General features: G+C 61.8%; 18 protein-coding genes. 13 read left to right on the forward strand and 5 right to left on the reverse strand.

All coding sequences use genetic code 11. The annotated features are described in order from the left end of the window. Positions 1-114: 114 nt before the first annotated feature. A complete protein-coding gene (locus ABWL43_RS12220) occupies positions 115-1,506 on the reverse strand; it encodes a HAMP domain-containing sensor histidine kinase (protein WP_145164627.1) in 1,392 nt (463 codons plus the stop codon). Continuing rightward, positions 1,484-2,167 carry a response regulator transcription factor gene (locus tag ABWL43_RS12225; RefSeq protein ID WP_003219726.1) on the reverse strand — a complete coding sequence of 228 codons (684 nt, stop codon included), beginning with the start codon at positions 2,165-2,167 and terminating at the stop codon, positions 1,484-1,486. Before ABWL43_RS12225 ends, ABWL43_RS12220 begins: the two co-directional genes overlap by 23 nt. A gap of 323 nt (positions 2,168-2,490) precedes the next feature. Between ABWL43_RS12225 and ABWL43_RS12230 the strand changes: the two genes are divergently transcribed. Further along, positions 2,491-3,396 carry a hypothetical protein gene (locus ABWL43_RS12230; RefSeq protein WP_404487883.1) on the forward strand — a complete coding sequence of 302 codons (906 nt, stop codon included), beginning with the start codon at positions 2,491-2,493 and terminating at the stop codon, positions 3,394-3,396. A gap of 102 nt (positions 3,397-3,498) precedes the next feature. Here ABWL43_RS12230 and ABWL43_RS12235 read toward each other — a convergent pair whose 3' ends face one another. Then, entirely contained in the window at positions 3,499-4,710 is a 1,212-nt protein-coding gene (locus ABWL43_RS12235) for a multidrug effflux MFS transporter (RefSeq protein ID WP_404487885.1), read from the reverse strand. 92 nt (positions 4,711-4,802) lie between these two features. Here ABWL43_RS12235 and ABWL43_RS12240 point away from each other — a divergent pair, with 92 nt between their 5' ends. After that, a complete protein-coding gene (locus ABWL43_RS12240; RefSeq protein ID WP_404487887.1) occupies positions 4,803-6,224 on the forward strand; it encodes a PLP-dependent aminotransferase family protein in 1,422 nt (473 codons plus the stop codon). A 45-nt stretch (positions 6,225-6,269) separates the two neighbouring features. Beyond that, a complete protein-coding gene (locus ABWL43_RS12245; protein WP_242197538.1) occupies positions 6,270-6,470 on the forward strand; it encodes a hypothetical protein in 201 nt (66 codons plus the stop codon). Positions 6,471-6,630: 160 nt separating this feature from the next. Here ABWL43_RS12245 and ABWL43_RS12250 read toward each other — a convergent pair whose 3' ends face one another. After that, complete coding sequence (locus tag ABWL43_RS12250; RefSeq protein WP_106580294.1) at positions 6,631-7,539, reverse strand: MurR/RpiR family transcriptional regulator; 909 nt, start codon at positions 7,537-7,539, stop codon at positions 6,631-6,633. 83 nt (positions 7,540-7,622) lie between these two features. Next, complete coding sequence (locus tag ABWL43_RS12255) at positions 7,623-7,826, reverse strand: hypothetical protein (protein WP_404487889.1); 204 nt, start codon at positions 7,824-7,826, stop codon at positions 7,623-7,625. Between ABWL43_RS12255 and iolC the strand changes: the two genes are divergently transcribed. The 10 genes from iolC (at position 7,825) to ABWL43_RS12305 (ending at position 19,088) form a co-directional block, all read left to right on the forward strand. Beyond that, a complete protein-coding gene (gene iolC / locus ABWL43_RS12260; RefSeq protein ID WP_404487891.1) occupies positions 7,825-9,762 on the forward strand; it encodes a 5-dehydro-2-deoxygluconokinase in 1,938 nt (645 codons plus the stop codon). The two genes, ABWL43_RS12255 and iolC, sit on opposite strands and share 2 nt — an antisense overlap. A gap of 148 nt (positions 9,763-9,910) precedes the next feature. Next, positions 9,911-10,798 carry a myo-inosose-2 dehydratase gene (gene iolE / locus ABWL43_RS12265; protein ID WP_404487893.1) on the forward strand — a complete coding sequence of 296 codons (888 nt, stop codon included), beginning with the start codon at positions 9,911-9,913 and terminating at the stop codon, positions 10,796-10,798. 3 nt (positions 10,799-10,801) lie between these two features. After that, a complete protein-coding gene (iolB, locus tag ABWL43_RS12270; protein ID WP_145164612.1) occupies positions 10,802-11,590 on the forward strand; it encodes a 5-deoxy-glucuronate isomerase in 789 nt (262 codons plus the stop codon). 25 nt (positions 11,591-11,615) lie between these two features. Then, the gene (locus ABWL43_RS12275; protein WP_404487895.1) at positions 11,616-12,437 is read left to right on the forward strand and encodes a TIM barrel protein; all 822 of its coding nucleotides are present in this window, start codon (positions 11,616-11,618) and stop codon (positions 12,435-12,437) included. 149 nt (positions 12,438-12,586) lie between these two features. Continuing rightward, entirely contained in the window at positions 12,587-14,518 is a 1,932-nt protein-coding gene (gene iolD / locus ABWL43_RS12280; RefSeq protein ID WP_404487897.1) for a 3D-(3,5/4)-trihydroxycyclohexane-1,2-dione acylhydrolase (decyclizing), read from the forward strand. A gap of 19 nt (positions 14,519-14,537) precedes the next feature. Then, entirely contained in the window at positions 14,538-15,548 is a 1,011-nt protein-coding gene (locus ABWL43_RS12285; RefSeq protein ID WP_404487899.1) for a Gfo/Idh/MocA family protein, read from the forward strand. A gap of 158 nt (positions 15,549-15,706) precedes the next feature. Then, a complete protein-coding gene (locus ABWL43_RS12290; protein WP_404487901.1) occupies positions 15,707-16,567 on the forward strand; it encodes a sugar phosphate isomerase/epimerase family protein in 861 nt (286 codons plus the stop codon). 197 nt (positions 16,568-16,764) lie between these two features. Next, complete coding sequence (locus ABWL43_RS12295) at positions 16,765-17,793, forward strand: Gfo/Idh/MocA family oxidoreductase (RefSeq protein ID WP_404487902.1); 1,029 nt, start codon at positions 16,765-16,767, stop codon at positions 17,791-17,793. A gap of 128 nt (positions 17,794-17,921) precedes the next feature. After that, a complete protein-coding gene (locus tag ABWL43_RS12300) occupies positions 17,922-18,104 on the forward strand; it encodes a hypothetical protein (RefSeq protein ID WP_145164602.1) in 183 nt (60 codons plus the stop codon). Between the two features lie 48 nt (positions 18,105-18,152). Further along, positions 18,153-19,088, forward strand: coding sequence for a sugar ABC transporter substrate-binding protein (locus ABWL43_RS12305; protein WP_404487903.1), 936 nt, complete (start codon positions 18,153-18,155; stop codon positions 19,086-19,088). The last annotated feature ends 49 nt before the right edge of the window (positions 19,089-19,137 follow it).

The raw sequence follows: 19,137 nt of genomic DNA on the forward strand, positions 1-19,137 counted from the left end.
TCCAATGTGGGAGCTGGCTTGCCTGCGATGGCGGAGTGTCAGGCAATGAACAAATTGCTTGATACATCGCCATCGCAGGCAAGCCAGCTCCCACACTGTTTTGGGGTGTTTTGACTATTCAGGCATCAATTGCTGCCGACACTCCAGCAGCAGGCATGCGCCCCCGCATCGGCTGTTGCCGACTTCCAACTTGAACCCATGCAGGTTGATGATCGCCGCGACAATCGACAAGCCCAACCCGAACCCGCCTTGCTGGTCGCTTTCATCCACGCGATAGAAACGCTGGAACACCGCGTCGCGCTCCGCTGCCGGGATGCCCGGGCCTGAGTCGTGCACTTCGATCCGCGTGCTGCCGGCATCATTGACGCCACGCAGGATCACTTCACCGTTGGGTGGCGAGAACTTGATCGAGTTGCTCAACAGGTTGGCCAAGGCTTCGAACAACAGTGCGCGGTCGCCGGTAATCCACGGCAGCGAGTCGGGCACTTCGAGGCGCAGCTGCAATTCGCCTTCTTCTGCCAGGGGCAGGTAAAAGTCATGCAGTTCGCGCAACAGCGGCAGCGGGTCCATCACCAGGAAACCCGAACGGCGCTGGTGGTCTTCCAGCTCCGAGATGCGCAACAGCCCGCGAAAGCGCGCCATCAGCGTATCGGTTTCGGCAATCGCATCGTCCAGTTTCACCGCGTAGACGGAGTTTTCCTCTGCCTCTTGTTTGATGCGGTAGAGCTGCGCGCGCAAGCGCGTCAGCGGCGTGCGCAGGTCGTGGGCGATGTTGTCGCACACACCCTTGACCTCGTTCATCAGCTTCTCAATGCGGTCGAGCATGGCGTTGACGATGGCGGCGAGCATGTCCAGTTCGTCGCGTCGGTCAGACAACGGCAGGCGGTGCGTCAGGTCACCGGCGACGATGGCCTCGGCACTGGCCTGAATCCCGCGAATGCGCCGCAGCGGGCGACGGCGTAACAAATGCCAACCGGCAGCACCGGGAATAATCGTCAGGGAGAGTGCCCACAGCAGCGCATGCCAGATGATCCGGGTCACGCCAAACAGCGAACCGTTGGCGCGCACGAGTACCAGCCAGCGGCCGTCTTCGGTGTGGGTGGCCACCGCATCGCAGCTGTCCTTGGGCAGTTTCGGGTCGTCAGAGTCGACACAGTTGGCCAGGGCGTGGATCTTGCCGTCCAGCGGCAGGTCCGGCGGCACTGCGCGGATCGGCCCGCTCAAGGGGCGAAATTGCTCATCGAACAGGCCGTAGGCGTCCACGCCTTTCATGTCGAAGGTCATGCTGGTGGTCAGGGCTTCCACCAGTTCTTCACCGTCGAAGCGTTGAAACAGGTGCTGACGCTGCATCAGCGAGTGACGCGACAGGTCACCCAGGTAACCCGACACCTCGTAATACAGCACCCCCATGAGGATGCAGCTCCAGGCGACGAACAACGAACTGTAAAGCGCCAGCAAGCGGCTGCTGGAGGAGCGCCAGCCTTTAGAGGGGTTCAGCAATGACATAACCGGAACCTCGTACCGTGCGGATCAGCGGCGTGAGGCCCGGCGGGTCGATTTTTTTGCGCAGGCGACCGATGTGCACGTCGATCAGGTTGGTGCCCGGGTCGAAGTGATAACCCCAGACTTCTTCGAAGATCATCATGCGCGACAGGATCTGCCCGGTATTGCGCATCAGGAATTCGAGCAGTTTGTATTCGGTGGGCAGCAGGCTCAGCGGCTGTTCGGCGCGGCTGGCTTCGCGGCTGATCAGGTTCAGTTCGAGGTCGGCCACGCGCAGGGCGGTTTCGAACTCCTTCACCGTGCTTTTGCGCCGCAGCAGCACTTCAACGCGGGCGGCCATTTCGTCGGACGCAAACGGCTTGGTCAGGTAGTCATCGCCGCCGGCCCGCAGGCCGCGTACCCGCTCGTCAACATCGGAGAGGGCGCTGATCATCAGGATCGGCGTCGACACGCCAATGGTGCGCAGGGTCGTGACGATGGCCAGGCCATCGAGTTCCGGCAGCATACGGTCGAGGGTGATCAGATCGTAGTCACCACTCACAGCGCGGACCAGGCCTTCACGGCCGTTGTCCACCCAATCTACATCCAGTCCATGGCTACTCAGCTCGGCGACGATCTCGCGGGCTGTAACGGCGTCATCCTCGATGGTCAAAATACGGGTCATAGGATTACCTGGTGAGCGATTCACACTAGAAGTGGGGGCATTTTGCCAAGAAATGCCTGAACGCTTCCTAAATTAAACTTCATCTTGGCAAAACTGACACAACTTTCATGCCGGCCAGCGTCCACACGGGCCGTGGGCGTTGGGGGATTGCATAACGCACGCTGTTTTCGATCATTTCTTGCAACTTGCATGGTTTAAGTTAGTTCAATTTTTTTATCTCATTGAAATATAAGAGATTTATTTTTTAGTCCGGCTGGCATGGTGCCTGCACTGTCCCTTTTGAGAGTTGTAACACTATTTTTCCTGCCGGGAGCAAAACAACAATGATCACATCGTCATCCACGCTGCAAGAATCGAGCTCGCACTCTGGGGTTTCCTGGGGGGCGATTTTCGCCGGGGCCGCTGCGGCGGCCGCACTGTCGCTGATCCTCGTGCTGCTGGGCTTCGGCCTGGGCTTTTCGGCGGTGTCGCCGTGGGCCGACAGCGGTATCAGCGCCAAAGGGCTTGGCATTTCCACGATTGTCTGGCTGGCGTTCACCCAGATCGTCGCATCGGGCCTGGGCGGCTACATTGCCGGCCGCTTGCGTGTGAAGTGGGCCAACATGCACGGTGACGAAGTGTACTTTCGCGACACCGCCCACGGTTTCCTCGCTTGGGCAGTCGCTACGCTGGTGACCGCAGTGCTGGTCGTCGGCTCGGTGAGCAGTGTGGTCAGCGGCGGCGTTAAAGCCGGCGCCGGTGTCGCCTCGAGCGCCGCCAGTGGCCTGACTCAGGCAGCCGGCAGTGCAGCCAAAGGCGCCAACAGCGGCGACTTTGACTACTACGTCGACAGCCTGTTTCGCGATGATCGCCCAGCCGCCGTCAGCGATGACGCCGTGCATGGCGTTGTAGCGCGCATCTTCACTCGCACCCTGAGCAACGACGGCCAACTGGCCCCTGAAGACCGTGCCTACCTGGCTCAGTTGATCAGCCAGCGCACCAACCTCAGCCAGGCTGACGCCGAAGCGCGTATCGACAAGGTGTACGGCGATGCCCGTAAAGCCATCGAAGACGCCAAGGTCAAAGCCAAGCAAGCCGCCGACACTGCCGCCAAAGTGGCTGCCTACACCTCGCTGTGGACCTTCATTGCGCTGTTGATCGGTGCCTTCTTTGCCAGTTTCGCTGCCACCTTCGGCGGTCGTCGTCGTGACGCCGTGGTGTATGTCGAAACTGAAAACTACGTTCGTTAATCAAGGAGAACAACATGCGCTCATTACTGCTTTGGTTCCTCGGTGTGCCTATCCCGCTCATCATTCTGATCGCGATCTTCATGCACTGATCCTGATCGCGCTTCACCCAAGCCGCGCCTGACCCACAGGCGCGGCTTTTTGTTGCAAGGCCCGCCAACCTGCGACCAGCAATGCGCTGGCCACTGACGTCATGATCACCAGGGGGGGCGAGGTGCCGTCCGACAGCATCCCGGTGGCCCAACTGCTCACGGCGGTCAGGAACATCTGGATAAAGAAGAACAACCCCGACGCGGTCCCGGCAATGGCGCCGTAAGGCTGCAACACCGACAGCTGGCAGGCCGGAATCACCATCCCCACCGACACCATGATCACCACCATCGGCAGCACAATCGCCAGCCAGGCCTGGGGCAGGGCGACCGTGGCCCCGGCGAGCATCATGCAACCCAGCACATTCAAGGCGATGGCGGCACTGATCAACTGATCGGCTTCAACGCGCAGCACCAGTCGGCGGAACAGGTTGGCGCCGAGCATGTAGCCACTGATCGTCGCGGCAAACACCAGCGCGTAGGCCGAGGCCGACAAGTGAAAGCCGCGTTGCAGCAGAGCCGACGACTCGCTGATAAAAGGGAAATACGTGCTGTACACGCAGCCGATTGCCAGGGAGTACCGCAGGAAATAACGGTCGCGCAACAGCTGGCCGTACAGGCGCAACAGGTTGCTCGGCGGCGCGGCGGCGACTTCCGGTGGACGGGTTTCCGGCAGCCGGCGAAGCACCACCAGGCACAGCGTCACGCCGATCACGGCCAATACGATAAACAGGCCGCGCCAATGGATGAACGGCAGCATCACGCTGCCCAGCACCGGTGCGGCCATCGGCGAAATCGCCATGGCCATGGAGATCAGGCCAAGCAGGCGCGCCTGTTCATGACGGTCAAAGTAATCGCGCACGATCACCCGACCGATGACCGTGGTGCAGCAACCGCCCAAGGCCTGGAACAGGCGGGCGACGATCAGCACACCAATGCTGTCGGCCAGCGCGCAGGCCACGGTGGCGACCGCGTACACCAACAGCCCGCTCAGCAGCACCGGGCGGCGCCCGAAGCGGTCGGTCAGCGGGCCGCTGACCAGCAAGGAAATGGCAGAGCCCAGGGCGTACAGCGTGAGGGTCAGCTGCAACTGGCTGTCGCTGGCGTGGAAGTCGTCGGCCATCGCGGGCAGGGCTGGCAGGTGCATGTCCAGGGTGATACGTGGCAGGCCGATGAGTACGGTCAGCAGCACCAGCCAGAACCCGGAGGAGAGGGCGCGTTGCGTCATGGGAAGCTTCTTTGCAAGGAGTAGAGTTCGAACTCTAGCGGGTATATGGTTTAATCTTCAGGGCCACTTGTGCCTCTTATGAATGGACCACTATGAGCCGAGGAAAAGCCGCCTCCCACCTAGATCTGCCGCGCCCCGATAGCCTGGACGCCGGCAAGCAGCAGGGCGCCTACGACGCATTGCGCGCCGCCATCCTGAATCGGCAATTGCCCGCCGGCAGCCGCTTGCCGTCTACCCGCAGCCTGGCCGAACGCTGGCTGGTGTCGCGCGGCACGCTTGAAGCGGCGTTCGAGCGCTTGCACAGTGAAGGTTACGTGCAGCGCGTGGCGGGTTCGGGCACGCGCGTCAGCGCGGTGATCCCCGAGCAATTCATTGCGGCGCCGGCGCCCAGCGCAAGTTCACGCCGCGCGGCCATACCGGATCAGCCTGACGCGGGCGTGCAAAGCCACGTCCCCTTTGTCGCGCGACGCCCGGACGCAAGCCTGTTCGACCTGAAAACCTGGGCGCGGTGCATCTCCCGAGGCTTGCTGTCTGCGGGGCCAGGCGTATTGGAGGCCGCCCACCCGGCCGGCTTGCCCGCGTTGCGTGAACAGATCGCCGACTACGTGCGCAGTTATCGCGGCATGCACTGCGAGGCGGACGAAATCGTTGTCACCACCGGCATTCGCCATGGCCTGGACCTGATCGCGCGCACGCTGCTCAAACCCGGTGACACCGCGTGCGTGGAAGACCCCGGTTATACACCGGCACGCCGCCTGTTCAGCCTGGCCGGTGCGCAGGTGGTGCCGGTCCCGGTGACAGCCGAAGGTCTTGATACCGCGCAACTCCCCGACACGGCGCGCCTGGCCTATGTGACACCGGCGCACCAGGCACCGCTGGGCATGACCCTGTCGGTTTCACGCCGCCTGGCGCTGCTGGATTGGGCCGCCCGCGCCGACGCCTGGGTGGTCGAAGACGACTACGACAGCGAATACAACTACAACAGCGCGCCACTGGCGGCGCTCAAATCCCTGGATTCCGGCGACCGGGTGATCTACTGCGGCAGCTTCAACAAGAACCTGTTCCCGGGCCTGCGCGTGGGGTTCATGGTGGTGCCCAAGGCGTTGCGCCCCGCGTTGCTGCGCACCCTGCAACTCACCGGGCATTCGGTGGGCGCGACGGATCAGTCGGGGCTGGTGGAGTTTCTCGCCAGCGGCGCGTTTGTGCGGCACCTGCGGGCTTCGCGCCAGGCTTATCAGGCGCGTCGCGATGCGCTGCTCGCCTGTCTGCCGGATGAATGCCCGGTGAGCGGCCAGCACGCCGGATTGCACTTTGTGCTGTGGCTGCCAAGCGGTGTCGAGGAAAGCGAATTCTGCACCCGCGCCGCCGCCGCCGGGCTGACCTTGCAGCCACTGGGCAAGTTCTGCGTCGCGGCGAACTTGCCGGCGGCGGTGATCATCGGCTACACCGCGCTGACCCTGGCGCAGATTCGCTATCACGGCCGAGTGCTCACGCAATTGTTAACAGCGGCTTAACCCGCGCCCCATGAGCCGCCTTCTGCGTTTAATCCTGGTCATGCTGTGCTCTACCTGAAAAACGCCTGGGCTGAGCGCAAGGACGGTGACCTGCTGGCGGCCATCACCGAAGGCATGAGCCGCATCGCCGCGCCAATGATTGTCGTGGCCAGCGGGCTTGCTGTGGCAAGCAAGCTTGTTGTGGTGAGCCGGTCTGTCGTGGCGAGCGGGCTTGCCCCGCGTTGGGCTGCGAAGCAGCCCCAATAAGGCCGCCGCGCGCTCATTGATAGACCGCGGCGTCAGGTTTCAGGGCCGCTTCGCGCCCCAACGCGGGGCAAGCCCGCTCGCCACAACAAGCCCGCTCGCCACAGTAAACCGGCTCACCAGAACAAGCCCGCGCCCACAGCGGCTCTTCAGTACCAGAAGATCAGTCGTCGAACCCCACCTGTTCATGAATCTCATCCACCTTCAACTCCAACCGATACGCCACCGCAATAAACAATGCCTGGCACAGGCACAAGGTGGCGCTCAGCGAGCGAAACGCAAACGACGACCCTTCATTCACCAACAGCACCGCGTTCGCCCGTTTGGCCAGGGGCGACAGGTTGCTGTCGGTGATGATCAAGGTCTTGGCCTGGTGATGCTGGGCAATGCGCAGGCAATGCTGAGTCTCTTTGCCATACGGCGTAAAGCTGATGGCGATCACCAGGTCATTGGCACGCACGCTGCGCATCTGCTCGCGGTAACTGCCGCCCAAACCGGAAATCAAGTGAATGCGCTTGTTGGTGTGCTGCAGGTTGTAGACCAGGTAATCGGCCACCGCGAAGGAGCGGCGCACGCCCACCACGTAGATATTGTCGGCATTGACCACCAGGTCCACGGCTTTCTCGAAGGCCACATCATCGAGTTCCAGCCCCAGGCGCTCGATGCCGGAGAGGGTGGCGTTCACGCATTCGCGCGCCAGGTCGCCGCCGCTGGCCTTTTGCGACTTGTTGGCGATCATGCTGCGGATGCGTTGCTGGTAGTTCTGCACCGGCGTGGTCTTGTGGGTGTAGGCCTCGCGAAACAGCGCCTGCATCTCACTGAAACCACTGAAACCGAACCGCTGGGAGAACCGCACGATGGCCGAAGGGTGCACTTCGCACTCGCGGGCGATGTCGCTGATGCGGTCGACCATGATCCGGTCGCTTTGCTGGCTCATGTAGCTGGCGATGCGTTTGAGCTGGCGTGGCAGGCTTTCGTATTCGTCGGTGATCAGCTGCAACAGGCGCTCGGCATTGATCGGAGGGCTGGCAATAGTCTCTTCCAGGGTGGTCTCGGGATCGGTGCGGGACATGGGCAATCCTTCTGGCGTGTTCTTCTGATGCGCTGATGGGTGGGCGCAAGTCTACAGGGTAGGCGCAAAAAAATACCCCGGCATCACGGTGGCCGTGGCCTGCTGAAACGATGCAGGAAGGCTGGCAGGCCATTATGCTGGCTTATTGGAAAAAATATTCCACTAAAAATAATTATGGAATAAATATTGATTGCGGCCGCCGGACGTTCTAGTCTGCTTTCACCAAGAGCGTGTGCCGCCACCACGGCGGCACCACGCAGGCTGATAAAAATAACAGGAGCCAGCATGGGCCAGACTCGTTTTGCCAGTGGGCGTCAATTGGATCTGATTTGCCTCGGACGCCTGGGCGTCGACCTCTACGCACAGCAAGTGGGTGCGCGACTTGAGGACGTGTCCAGCTTCGCCAAGTACCTCGGCGGGTCGTCCGCCAATATCGCCTTCGGTACCGCACGGTTGGGGCTTAAATCGGCGATGTTGAGCCGGGTAGGCGACGACCACATGGGCCGCTTCCTGGTGGAATCCCTGGCCCGCGAAGGTTGCGATGTCAGCGGCATCAAGGTCGACCCGGAACGCCTCACCGCGCTGGTGCTGCTGGGCCTCAAGGACCGCGAAACCTTCCCGCTGGTGTTCTACCGCGAAAACTGCGCCGACATGGCCCTGCGCGCCGAAGACATCAGCGAGGCCTTTATTGCCTCCAGCAAAGCCTTGCTGATCACCGGCACGCATTTCTCCACCGATGGCGTGTACAAGGCCAGCATCCAGGCCCTGGACTACGCAGCCAAACACAACGTCAAGCGCGTGCTCGATATCGACTACCGCCCGGTGCTGTGGGGCTTGGCGGGCAAGGCTGACGGCGAAACCCGGTTTGTCGCCGACCAGAACGTCAGCCAGCATGTGCAGGAAATCCTGCCGCGTTTTGACTTGATCGTCGGCACCGAAGAAGAGTTTCTGATCGCCGGCGGCAGTGAAGATTTGCTCACCGCGCTGCGCACTGTGCGTGACCTGACCCCGGCCACCCTGGTGGTCAAGCTCGGCCCGCAGGGCTGCACGGTGATCCACGGCGCGATCCCCGCGCGGCTGGAAGACGGCGCCATCTACCCCGGCGTGCGCGTCGAGGTGCTCAATGTGCTGGGCGCTGGCGATGCGTTCATGTCGGGCTTCCTCAGCGGCTGGATCAACGATGCCAGCGACGAGCGTTGCAGCCAGTTGGCCAACGCCTGTGGCGGCCTGGTGGTGTCCCGCCACGCCTGCGCGCCGGCCATGCCCACGCCTGCCGAGCTGGATTACCTGTTCAACAGCCCGGTGCCCATCACTCGGCCCGACCAAGACGTCACCCTGCAGCGCCTGCACCGCGTCACGGTGCCGCGTAAAGCCTGGAAGCAACTGTTCGTGTTTGCCTTCGACCATCGCTGGCAACTGGTGGACCTGGCGCAAAAAGGCGGCCAGGCCTCAACCCGCATCAGCGCCATCAAGCAGCTGTTTATCCAGGCCATCGAACGCGTCGAAGCCAAGCTGCGCGAGCAGGGCGTCGAAGCCGACGTGGGCCTGTTGGCCGACCAGCGTTTCGGCCAGGACGCGCTCAACGCCGCCAGCGGTCGCGGCTGGTGGATCGCGCGCCCGGTGGAAGTGCAGAACTCGCGGCCGCTGGCGTTTGAACACGGGCGCTCGGTGGGCAGCAACCTGATTGCCTGGCCCCAGGAGCAAATCATCAAGTGCCTGGTGCAATACCACCCTGATGACGAGCCGATGCTGCGCCTGGAACAGGAAGCGCAACTGAAGGCGGTGTACGAGGCCTCGCTGGTCAGCGGCCATGAGCTGCTGCTGGAAGTCATCCCGCCCAAGGATCACCCGTCCACCTATCCCGACGTGCTCTATCGCAGCCTCAAGCGCCTGTACAACCTGGGCATCTACCCGGCGTGGTGGAAGATCGAGGCGCAGTCGGCGCAGGACTGGAAAAAGCTCGACGAACTGATCCAGGAGCGCGACCCGTACTGCCGTGGCGTGGTGCTGCTGGGCCTGAACGCTTCGGCCGAATGCCTCGCCGATGGCTTCCGGCAAGCGAGCCAAAGCAGCACCTGCCGAGGGTTTGCGGTGGGCCGTACGATCTTCCAGGAACCGAGCCGCGCATGGATGGCGGGGGAGATTGATGATCAAACGCTGATCGAGCAGGTGCAGGGCACCTTCGAACAGCTCATCAACGCCTGGCGCAGCGCTAGAAGTTAAACACGCTCAAATGTGGGAGCTGGCTTGCCTGCGATGCAGACATCTCGGTCCATCAGATACGCCGGGCTGATGCCATCGCAGGCAAGCCAGCTCCCACACAAAGCAAACCTCACCAGGCTTAAGTCAGATAAAAACAAAAGGTGCAGCCATGCCCGCAATCCGAATTGGCATCAACCCGATCTCCTGGAGCAACGACGACCTGCCGGCCCTGGGCGGTGAAACGCCCTTGAGCACTGCCCTGGGCGAAGGCAAAGAGATCGGCTACGAGGGTTTTGAACTCAACGGCAAATTCCCCAAGGACGCCCAAGGCGTCGGCGACGTGCTGCGCCCTTATGACCTGGCGCTGGTCTCCGGCTGGTATTCCAGCCGCCTGGCACGGCGTTCGGTGGCGGAAGAAATCGAGGCCATCGCCGGTCACGTCGAGCTGCTCAAACTCAACGGCGCCAAGGTGCTGGTCTACGGCGAAGTCGCCGATTCGATTCAGGGCGCCAGGGTGCGCCTGATCGAACGTCCGCGTTTTCACAGCGAACACGCCTGGCAGGCGTACGCCGACAAACTCACCGAGCTGGCGCGTTTCACCCTTTCCCAGGGCGTGCGCCTGGCCTATCACCACCACATGGGCGCCTACGTCGAATCCCCCGACGACATTGACCAGTTGATGCGCCGCACCGGCCCGGAAGTCGGCCTGCTGTTCGATTCGGGCCACTGCTACATGGGCGGCGGCGAGCCCGTCGAGGTGCTGCGCAAACACATCGAGCGCGTCTGCCACGTGCATTTCAAGGACGTGCGCAAACCGGTGGTGCAACTGGCGCGCAACCAGATGTGGAGCTTTCCCGACTGCATCGTCAACGGCACCTTCACCGTGCCCGGTGACGGCGATATCGACTTTGCCGAGTTGCTCGACGTGCTGTTGGCGGCCAAGTACGAGGGCTGGCTGGTGGTGGAAGCCGAGCAGGACCCGGCCGTAGCGCCCAGCTATATCTACGCGAAAAAGGGCTACGACACGTTGCGCACGCTTCTCAGCGAGAGGACTTAAGTGATGAGCCTGTTGGTCAAGAGCAGCAAACGCGGGCAAACCATGGTTGCCCTGGAAGAAGGGCGCCTGGAGTACGTAGGCTTTGCCGCCTACCGCCTGAGCCTGGGTGAGACGTTGCCGGTCACCGCCGGTGATCAGGAGCTGTGCCTGGTCCTGCTCAGCGGCCGGGTGAATATCCAAGGCGAGGGCTTCAACTGGCAGAACCTGGGGGATCGTCAGTCGGTGTTCGAAGATAAATCGCCCTTCGCCGCCTACCTGCCGCCCGGCACCGATGCGCAGGTGACCGCGTTGAGCGACGTGCAAATCGCCGTGTGCGCCGCACCCGGTGCCCCAGGTTTTGAACCGCGCCTGATTCGCCCCGAGCAGTGCAAGCGCAGCGTGCGCGGCAAGGGCGCCAACACCCGGTATGTGTGTGACATCCTGCCCGACAGCGAGCCGGCCCATTCGCTGCTGGTGGTGGAAGTGCGCACGCCGTCCGGGCACTCGTCCAGCTACCCGCCACACAAGCACGACACCGACGACCTGCCGCACCAAAGCTTTCTCGAAGAGACCTACTACCACCAGATCAACCCGCCCCAGGGCTTCGTGTTCCAGCGCGTGTACACCGACGATCGCAGCATCGACCAGGCCATGGCCGTGGAAAACAGCGACCTGGTGGTGGTGCCCAAGGGGTATCACCCGGTCAGCGTGCCGTATGGCTACGAGTCGTATTACTTGAACGTGATGGCCGGCCCCAAGCGCGCCTGGCATTTCCATAACGACCCGCAGCACAGCTGGCTGCTGGACCTCTGACCGGTTTGAACGGAGAACAACAACAATGAAGTCGCCGCTACGTTTTGCCCTTAACCGCATGGTCGCGCCCGACCTTTCCCTGCCGGATTTCATCCAGTTGGCGGCGGCCCTCAAGTGCGATGCCATCGAGATTCGCAACGACCTCAAAGGTCATGACATCGAATACGGCACCCCGGCCAGCCGCGTGCGTGAGTTGTGCGCGGTGCAAGGCATCACGGTGCTGTCGATCAACGCGCTGTACCCGTTTGACGTGTGGAATGACGAGCGCCGCGCCCAGGCGATCAAGCTCGCCACCTACGCCCGCGAATGCGGCGCGCAAGGCCTGGTGATGTGCCCGCTGAACGAGCGCGGCGATACCCGCAACGAAGCCCAACGCGCGGCCGGTTTGCGCACGGCGTTGAGCGAGTTGGCGCCGATCCTGCGCGAGTACAAGATTCTCGGTTTCATCGAGCCGCTGGGGTTTGAAGAATGCGCGCTGCGCCGCAAGCGTGTGGCTGTGGATGCGATCCAGGCGATTGGCGGCCTGGATGTGTTCCGGCTGGTGCACGACACCTTTCACCATCACCTGGCTGGCGAACAGGAATTCTTCCCGCAGCTGACCGGCCTGGTGCATATCTCCGGCGTCGAGGATCGCGACGCACCGCTCAATGCCATCCGCGACGGCCACCGCGTGCTGGTGGGCGAGGGCGATATCCTCGGCAATGCGGCGCAGATCGACACCTTGCTCAGCACCGGCTACGGCGGTTATCTGTCGTTCGAACCGTTTGCCGAAAGCGTGCATGCGCTGGCGGATATCCAGCAGGCATTGGGGGCGAGCATCGCCCATTTACAAAACCCTCGAACCTGACGCCAATCAACCTGTGGGAGCTGGCTTGCCTGCGATAGCAGTCTGTCAGTTGATAAACAGTTGGCTGATACACCGCCATCGCAGGCAAGCCAGCTCCCACATTAGATCTGTGTTGAACAATGGATCTGCATTCACTCAAGGTGCAAGTGATGACCACAACAAGATTGACCATGGCCCAGGCCCTGATGAAGTTTCTGGATAACCAGTACATCGAAGTCGATGGCGTGCAGAGCAAGTTTGTCGCCGGGGTTTTTACCATTTTCGGCCACGGCAACGTGCTGGGGCTGGGCCAGGCGCTGGAGCAGGACAGCGGTGATCTGGTGGTGCATCAGGGCCGCAATGAGCAAGGCATGGCCCACGCCGCCATCGGGTTTGCCAAGCAGCACCTGCGCCGCAAGATCTACGCGTGCACCTCATCGGTGGGGCCGGGCGCGGCAAATATGATTACCGCCGCCGCCACCGCCACGGCCAACCGTATTCCGTTGCTGCTGTTGCCCGGCGATGTCTATGCCAGCCGCCAGCCCGACCCGGTGCTGCAGCAGATAGAGCAGTTTCACGATTTGAGCATCAGCACCAACGATGCCTTCCGCTCCGTGAGCAAGTACTGGGACCGCATCAACCGCCCCGAGCAACTGATGACCGCTGCGATCCATGCGATGCGCGTGCTCACTGACCCCGCGGAAACCGGCGCCGTCACGTTGGCCCTGCCGCAGGATGTACAGGCTGAAGCCTGGGACTATCCCGACTACTTCCTGCAAAAACGTGTGCACCGTATCGAACGCCGTCCGCCGACTGAAGCGATGATCGGCGATGCGTTGGCCGCCTTTCGAGGCAAGCGCAAACCGCTGATCATCTGCGGCGGCGGGGTCAAATACGCCGGCGCGAATGCCGCGCTGCAAGCGTTTGCCGAACGCTTTGACATCCCCTTCGCCGAAACCCAGGCAGGCAAAAGCGCAGTGGTCTCCAGCCATCCGCTGAACCTGGGCGGCCTCGGCGAAACCGGCTGCCTGGCGGCAAACCTGCTGGCCCCGGAAGCGGACCTGATCATCGGTATCGGCACGCGCTACACCGACTTCACCACCGCGTCGAAGTCGCTGTTCAAGCACCCCGACGTGAAGTTTCTCAACCTCAATATCAGTCCGTGCGATGCCCTGAAACTGGACGGCGTGCAACTGCTGGCGGATGCCAGGGTGGGCCTGGAGGCGTTGGCGGATGCCTTGGGCGACTACCGTTCCGACTGGGCGGACCAGCCACGCGACGCCAAGGCGCAGCTGGAGGCCGAGGTGGACCGCATCTACCAGGCCGACTACCAGACGGACAATTTCGTCCCGGAAATCAACGACCACATGGACCCGGCCGTGCTGCGCGAGTTTATCGAGCTGACCGGTTCCTGCCTGACCCAAAGCCGCGTGCTCGGCGTGCTCAACGACACCCTGGCCGACGACGCCATCATCGTCGCCGCCGCCGGCAGCTTGCCGGGCGACTTGCAGCGCAGCTGGCGCAGCAAGGGCGTCAACACCTACCACGTCGAGTATGGCTATTCGTGCATGGGCTACGAGGTCAATGCGGCCCTGGGCGTGAAGCTGGCCGAGCCGGCGCGCGAGGTCTATGCGCTGGTGGGTGACGGCTCCTACATGATGCTGCACTCGGAGCTGGCCACCTCGATTCAGGAGCGGCGCAAGATCAACGTGGTGCTGCTCGACAACATGACCTTCGGCTGCATCAACAACCTGCAGATGGAACACGGCATGGACAGCTTCGGCACCGAGTTCCGCTTTCGTAACCCGCAGACGGGCAAGCTCGACGGCGGTTTTGTGCCGGTGGATTTCGCCATGAGTGCGGCGGCCTACGGCTGCAAGACCTACAAGGTCAGCACGGTGGAGCAGTTGCAGGCGGCGTTGGCCGATGCACGTACGCAAACGGTGTCGACGCTGATCGATATCAAGGTTCTGCCCAAGACCATGATCCACAAATACCTGTCGTGGTGGCGGGTCGGGGTGGCGCAGGTCTCGACCAGTGCGCGCACTGACGCGGTGGCCAAACAACTCAATGAACGCCTGGCCAAGGCCCGGCAGTACTAATAACAAGAGGAGTGTTTGTATGTCTTTGAAGTTGGGCGTTATCGGTACGGGCGCCATTGGCCGGGATCATATCCGTCGGTGCAGCCAGACCTTGCTCAATAGCCAGGTGGTGGCGGTGACCGACATCAACCTTGAGCAAGCCGCCAAGGTCGTGGCTGATTTGAAGCTGACCGCCGAGGTGTACGCGGACGGCCATGCGTTGATCAACTCGCCGCAGGTCGAGGCAATTCTCGTGACTTCCTGGGGGCCGAGCCACGAAGAGTTCGTGCTCGCGGCCATCGCCGCCGGCAAGCCGGTGTTCTGCGAAAAGCCCTTGGCCGTCACCGCAGAAGGCTGCCGCAAGATCGTCGATGCCGAAATCGCCTTCGGCAAGCGCCTGGTGCAAGTGGGCTTCATGCGCCCGTACGACGAAGGTTATCGCGCCCTCAAGGCCGTAATCGACAGCGGCCAGATCGGCGAGCCTTTGATGCTGCACTGCGCGCACCGCAACCCGACGGTGGGCGAAAACTACAAGACCGACATGGCGATCACCGACACCTTGATCCATGAACTGGATGTGTTGCGCTGGTTGCTCAACGACGACTACGTGTCGGTGCAAGTGGTGTTCCCACGCAAGTCGAGCAAGGCGTTGGCCCACCTGCGTGACCCGCAGATCGTGCTGCTGGAAACCGCCAAGGGCACGCGCATCGATGTGGAAGTGTTCGTGAACTGCCAGTACGGCTATGACATTCAGTGCGAAGTGGTGGGGGAGACCGGTATTGCCAAACTGCCTGAGCCTTCGCAGGTGCAACTGCGCAGCGAGGCCAAGCTGTCGAATGCGATTCTGATGGACTGGAAGGACCGCTTTATCGGCGCCTACGACGTCGAATTGCAGGCGTTCATCGACAGCGTACGCGCCGGGCACGTCGGCGGGCCGTCGGCGTGGGATGGGTTTGCGGCAGCGGTGGCGGCGGATGCGTGCATTGAGGCGCAGCGCAGTGAGCAGATCGTGAAAGTCGGCCTGCCAGAGCGTCCACATTTTTACGGCTGACACCTATTGCACTGGAGGAACCGGATCAGTGTGGGAGCTGGCTTGCCTGCGAAAACGGCGGCACATTCAATATAAATGCCGCCTGATGCACTGCTATCGCAGGCAAGCCAGCTCCCACATTCGAGCGGATTCCAATTTCAGATACGGGAGTTTCACCTATGCGTATCGCCTTAGACCCCTACATGTACCGCCATCTGCCCCTTGGCCAGATGGTCGACAAGGCCGCCGAACTCGGCTACCAACACATCGAACTGTCGCCCCGCGAAGACTTCCTGCCCTTTTACAAAGCCGCCCGCGTTGACCGTGCGCGCATCAAGGAATTTCGCAAGGCCTTGAGCGACGCCGGTGTGCAACTGTCATCGCTGCTGCCGATGTACCACTGGGCCGCGGCCGACGAAGGCCTGCGCGTCGCCGCCGTGCGCAACTGGAAGCGTGCGATCCAGATCGCCGTGGAAATGGACTGCGAGCTGGTCAACACCGAGTTCACCGGCCAGTCCGACAACCCGCTGGTGTGCGAAAACCAGTTCATGCGCTCCATGGACGAGCTGATCCCGGAGTTCGAGCGTGAAGGCATCAAGCTGGATATCCAGGCGCATCCGTATGACTTCTGTGAGCGCAACAACGAGTCGGTGGACATCATTCGCGGCCTCGACCGCGACTGGATCAACTACCTCTACGCTGCGCCGCACACCTTCTTTTATGACGACGGCAAAGGCGATATCGCCCCGATGCTCAAGTACGCCGGTTCCAAGCTCAGCCACTTGATCATTGCCGACACCTATAACCACCGCGCGTCGTCGAACCTGCGCTACATCGTCAACCCGCCGGGCGTTACCGCCACGGTGCATCAGCACCTGGACATCGGTCAGGGCGAGGTCAACTGGGAGGCGTTTTTCGGCACCTTGCGCGAGATCAAGTTCGACGGCATCGCCACGGTTTCGGTGTTTGCCTGGGAAGACCGGCCGGATGAATCCAACCGGATGATGCTGGAGCGGGTAACCCGCGAGCTGTGCCAATAAGCAATCGATCATTCCAACGCTCTGCGTAGGAACGATCAAGGATCATTTTCGGGCAGGTGGAATGCAGTCAGTGTGGGAGCTGGCTTGCCTGCGATAGCGGTCTTTCAGTGGCGGGTTCATTGACTGACACGCTGCTTTGGCAGGCAAGCCAGCTCCCACATTTGAACTGGGTTTCCACTTCACGATGGAGCACATCTATGCGAATCGGACTAGTTGGCTACGGCCACGGCGGCCGTTTTTTTCACGCACCGTTGATTGCAACGTTGCCCGGCGCAACGTTTGTCGGCGTGGTGACACGCTCACCCGAGCGGCGCCAGCAATTGGCGACTGACCACCCCGGCCTCAAGGCCTACGACACCATCGGCCAGATCGTCGAGGCCGGTGTCGACGTCCTGGTGATTTCCACCACGCTCAAGGGCCGTCCGGCGCTGGTACTGGAAGCCATCGAACACGGGGTTGCGGTGGTCAGCGACAAACCGTTCGCCAGCAACGCCGAACAGGCCCAGGCACTGATCACCGCCGCCGAACGCCAGGGCGTGTTGCTCAGCGTTTACCAGAACCGGCGTTGGGACTCGGACTTCCTCACGTTGCGCAAATTGATCGACGCCGGTGCGCTGGGCCAGATCACCCGTTTTGAGTCCCGCGTCGAGCGCTTCAATCCGCAAGCGGTGGGCAATGCCAGCGGCGGCGGATGGTTGCGCGACCTCGGCAGTCACCTGGTGGACCAGGCGATGCAGCTGTTCGGCCCGGTGGACCGGGTGTTCGCGCAACTGCAGTTCAGCCCGGAACACCCCACCCTCGATCACGGCTTTTTTGTTTCGCTGACCCACGCCAACGGCGTGATTTCCCACCTGTGGGGCAGTGCGCTGCAAAACAGTCAGGCCCCGCGTTTTCGCGTCAGCGGTACCCTGGGTTGTTACACCGTGGACGGGCTTGATGGCCAGGAAGAAGCGCTGATGGCCGGCAAGACGCCGAAAACCGAAGGCGAGCACTGGGGCGCTGAAGAGCACCGACGCTGGGGCTGGTTTGAGCAAGGCGCGGAGCGCGAGCGTGTGCCTTCGGAGAAAGGCTGCTGGACGCAGTTCTATCGCCAGTTGCACAGTGCCGTGCAAGGGCAGGGAGCGCTGCCGGTGAACGCCTATGACGCACTGGAAACCACCCGTATATTGGACGCCGCGCGCCTTAGCAACGAGCACCAGCAGGTGGTTTCAACAAAAATAGAATAAAATTCTAAAACAGGTTGATATGGAAATTATTTTCCAATAAAGTCTTTTCCAGGTTGCAAAAAGTACGCTTCGGGCTTGATCCGGGCGACTCAACAAAAACAAGATCAAAAACAACCAGGTACCGTCAGATGAAAATCTTCAACGCTGTACTGCGAGTTTTACGCCCTGCCCAGCAAGCGCCACGCGGTCTGCCCCGCGCCCGGCCGTTTTATTTCTCCTTCCTCAATGTGCTGTGCGTCGAAAACAAAGGCGCCCTGGTGTGCTGCATTCCGGGGGCACCGATCGTGCGGCTGCCGGCTTCCTCGCTCTGAAAAACGCAACGTCCACAAAACCAACAAGAAATTGGAGACAGACCGTTCATGAAGACCCCGATCCGTTTCACCGCGCTGGCCCTGTCCGTGCTGCTTGCCAGCGGTTTTGCCTCGGCTGCCGATATCAAAGTAGGCGTGAGCATGTCCGCCTTCGATGACACCTTTCTGACTTACCTGCGCGAGGACATGGACAAGCAAGCCAAGTCCTACCCCAAGGGCGATGGCGTGCAGCTGCAGTTTGAAGACGCCCGCGCCGACGTGGTCAAGCAACTGAGCCAGGTCGAGAACTTCATCAGCCAGAAAGTCGACGCGATTATCGTCAACCCGGTGGATACCGCGTCGACCAAGAACATCATCAGTGCGGCGACCAAGGCGGGCATTCCGCTGGTGTTCGTCAACCGCCGGCCCGATCAGAAAGACTTGCCTAAAGATGTGGTGGCCGTGACCTCCGATGACGTCGAGGCCGGTCGCCTGCAAATGCAGTACATCGCCGACAAACTCGGTGGCAAAGGCAAGATCGTGATCCTGTTGGGCGACCTGGCCAACAACTCCACCACCAACCGCACCAAAGGCGTGAAAGAGGTTCTGGCCAAGTACCCCGGCATCACCATCGAACAGGAACAGACCGGCACCTGGCTGCGTGACCGCGGCATGACGCTGGTCAACGACTGGCTGACCCAGGGGCGTGAGTTCAATGCGGTGCTGGCCAACAACGATGAGATGGCCATCGGCGCCTCCATGGCGCTGAAGTCGGCGGGCACCAAACCGGGCAGCGTGTTGATCGCCGGGGTCGACGGTACACCGGATGGCTTGAACGCGATTACCAAGGGCGACATGGCCGCGTCGGCGTTCCAGGACGCGAAAGGGCAGGCCGTCGGCTCGGTGGAAGCGGCGCGCAAGATGGCCAAGCACGAGCCGGTCGAGCAGAACGTGATCATTCCGTTCAAGCTGATCACGCCGGACAACGTCAAAGACTTCAAGTAGCCCTTCATAACAACAATAAGCGAGCAGGGCGGCCACGGTCGTCCTGCTG

This window comes from Pseudomonas sp. HT11 (genome assembly GCF_044875395.1).
Taxonomy (GTDB): Bacteria; Pseudomonadota; Gammaproteobacteria; order Pseudomonadales; family Pseudomonadaceae; genus Aquipseudomonas.

What these genes read in the sequence shown, in the direction of transcription:
- iolC (WP_404487891.1), top strand. Translation starts at nt 7,825, where the DNA reads ATGGGCCAGACTCGTTTTGCCAGTGGGCGTCAATTGGATCTGATTTGC.
- ABWL43_RS12305 (WP_404487903.1), top strand. Translation starts at nt 18,153, where the DNA reads ATGAAGACCCCGATCCGTTTCACCGCGCTGGCCCTGTCCGTGCTGCTT.
- ABWL43_RS12295 (WP_404487902.1), top strand. Translation starts at nt 16,765, where the DNA reads ATGCGAATCGGACTAGTTGGCTACGGCCACGGCGGCCGTTTTTTTCAC.
- ABWL43_RS12225 (WP_003219726.1), bottom strand. Translation starts at nt 2,167, where the DNA reads ATGACCCGTATTTTGACCATCGAGGATGACGCCGTTACAGCCCGCGAG.
- ABWL43_RS12235 (WP_404487885.1), bottom strand. Translation starts at nt 4,710, where the DNA reads ATGACGCAACGCGCCCTCTCCTCCGGGTTCTGGCTGGTGCTGCTGACC.
- ABWL43_RS12240 (WP_404487887.1), top strand. Translation starts at nt 4,803, where the DNA reads ATGAGCCGAGGAAAAGCCGCCTCCCACCTAGATCTGCCGCGCCCCGAT.
- ABWL43_RS12285 (WP_404487899.1), top strand. Translation starts at nt 14,538, where the DNA reads ATGTCTTTGAAGTTGGGCGTTATCGGTACGGGCGCCATTGGCCGGGAT.
- ABWL43_RS12230 (WP_404487883.1), top strand. Translation starts at nt 2,491, where the DNA reads ATGATCACATCGTCATCCACGCTGCAAGAATCGAGCTCGCACTCTGGG.
- ABWL43_RS12255 (WP_404487889.1), bottom strand. Translation starts at nt 7,826, where the DNA reads ATGCTGGCTCCTGTTATTTTTATCAGCCTGCGTGGTGCCGCCGTGGTG.
- ABWL43_RS12250 (WP_106580294.1), bottom strand. Translation starts at nt 7,539, where the DNA reads ATGTCCCGCACCGATCCCGAGACCACCCTGGAAGAGACTATTGCCAGC.
- ABWL43_RS12300 (WP_145164602.1), top strand. Translation starts at nt 17,922, where the DNA reads ATGAAAATCTTCAACGCTGTACTGCGAGTTTTACGCCCTGCCCAGCAA.
- iolE (WP_404487893.1), top strand. Translation starts at nt 9,911, where the DNA reads ATGCCCGCAATCCGAATTGGCATCAACCCGATCTCCTGGAGCAACGAC.
- ABWL43_RS12220 (WP_145164627.1), bottom strand. Translation starts at nt 1,506, where the DNA reads ATGTCATTGCTGAACCCCTCTAAAGGCTGGCGCTCCTCCAGCAGCCGC.
- iolB (WP_145164612.1), top strand. Translation starts at nt 10,802, where the DNA reads ATGAGCCTGTTGGTCAAGAGCAGCAAACGCGGGCAAACCATGGTTGCC.
- iolD (WP_404487897.1), top strand. Translation starts at nt 12,587, where the DNA reads ATGACCACAACAAGATTGACCATGGCCCAGGCCCTGATGAAGTTTCTG.
- ABWL43_RS12290 (WP_404487901.1), top strand. Translation starts at nt 15,707, where the DNA reads ATGCGTATCGCCTTAGACCCCTACATGTACCGCCATCTGCCCCTTGGC.
- ABWL43_RS12275 (WP_404487895.1), top strand. Translation starts at nt 11,616, where the DNA reads ATGAAGTCGCCGCTACGTTTTGCCCTTAACCGCATGGTCGCGCCCGAC.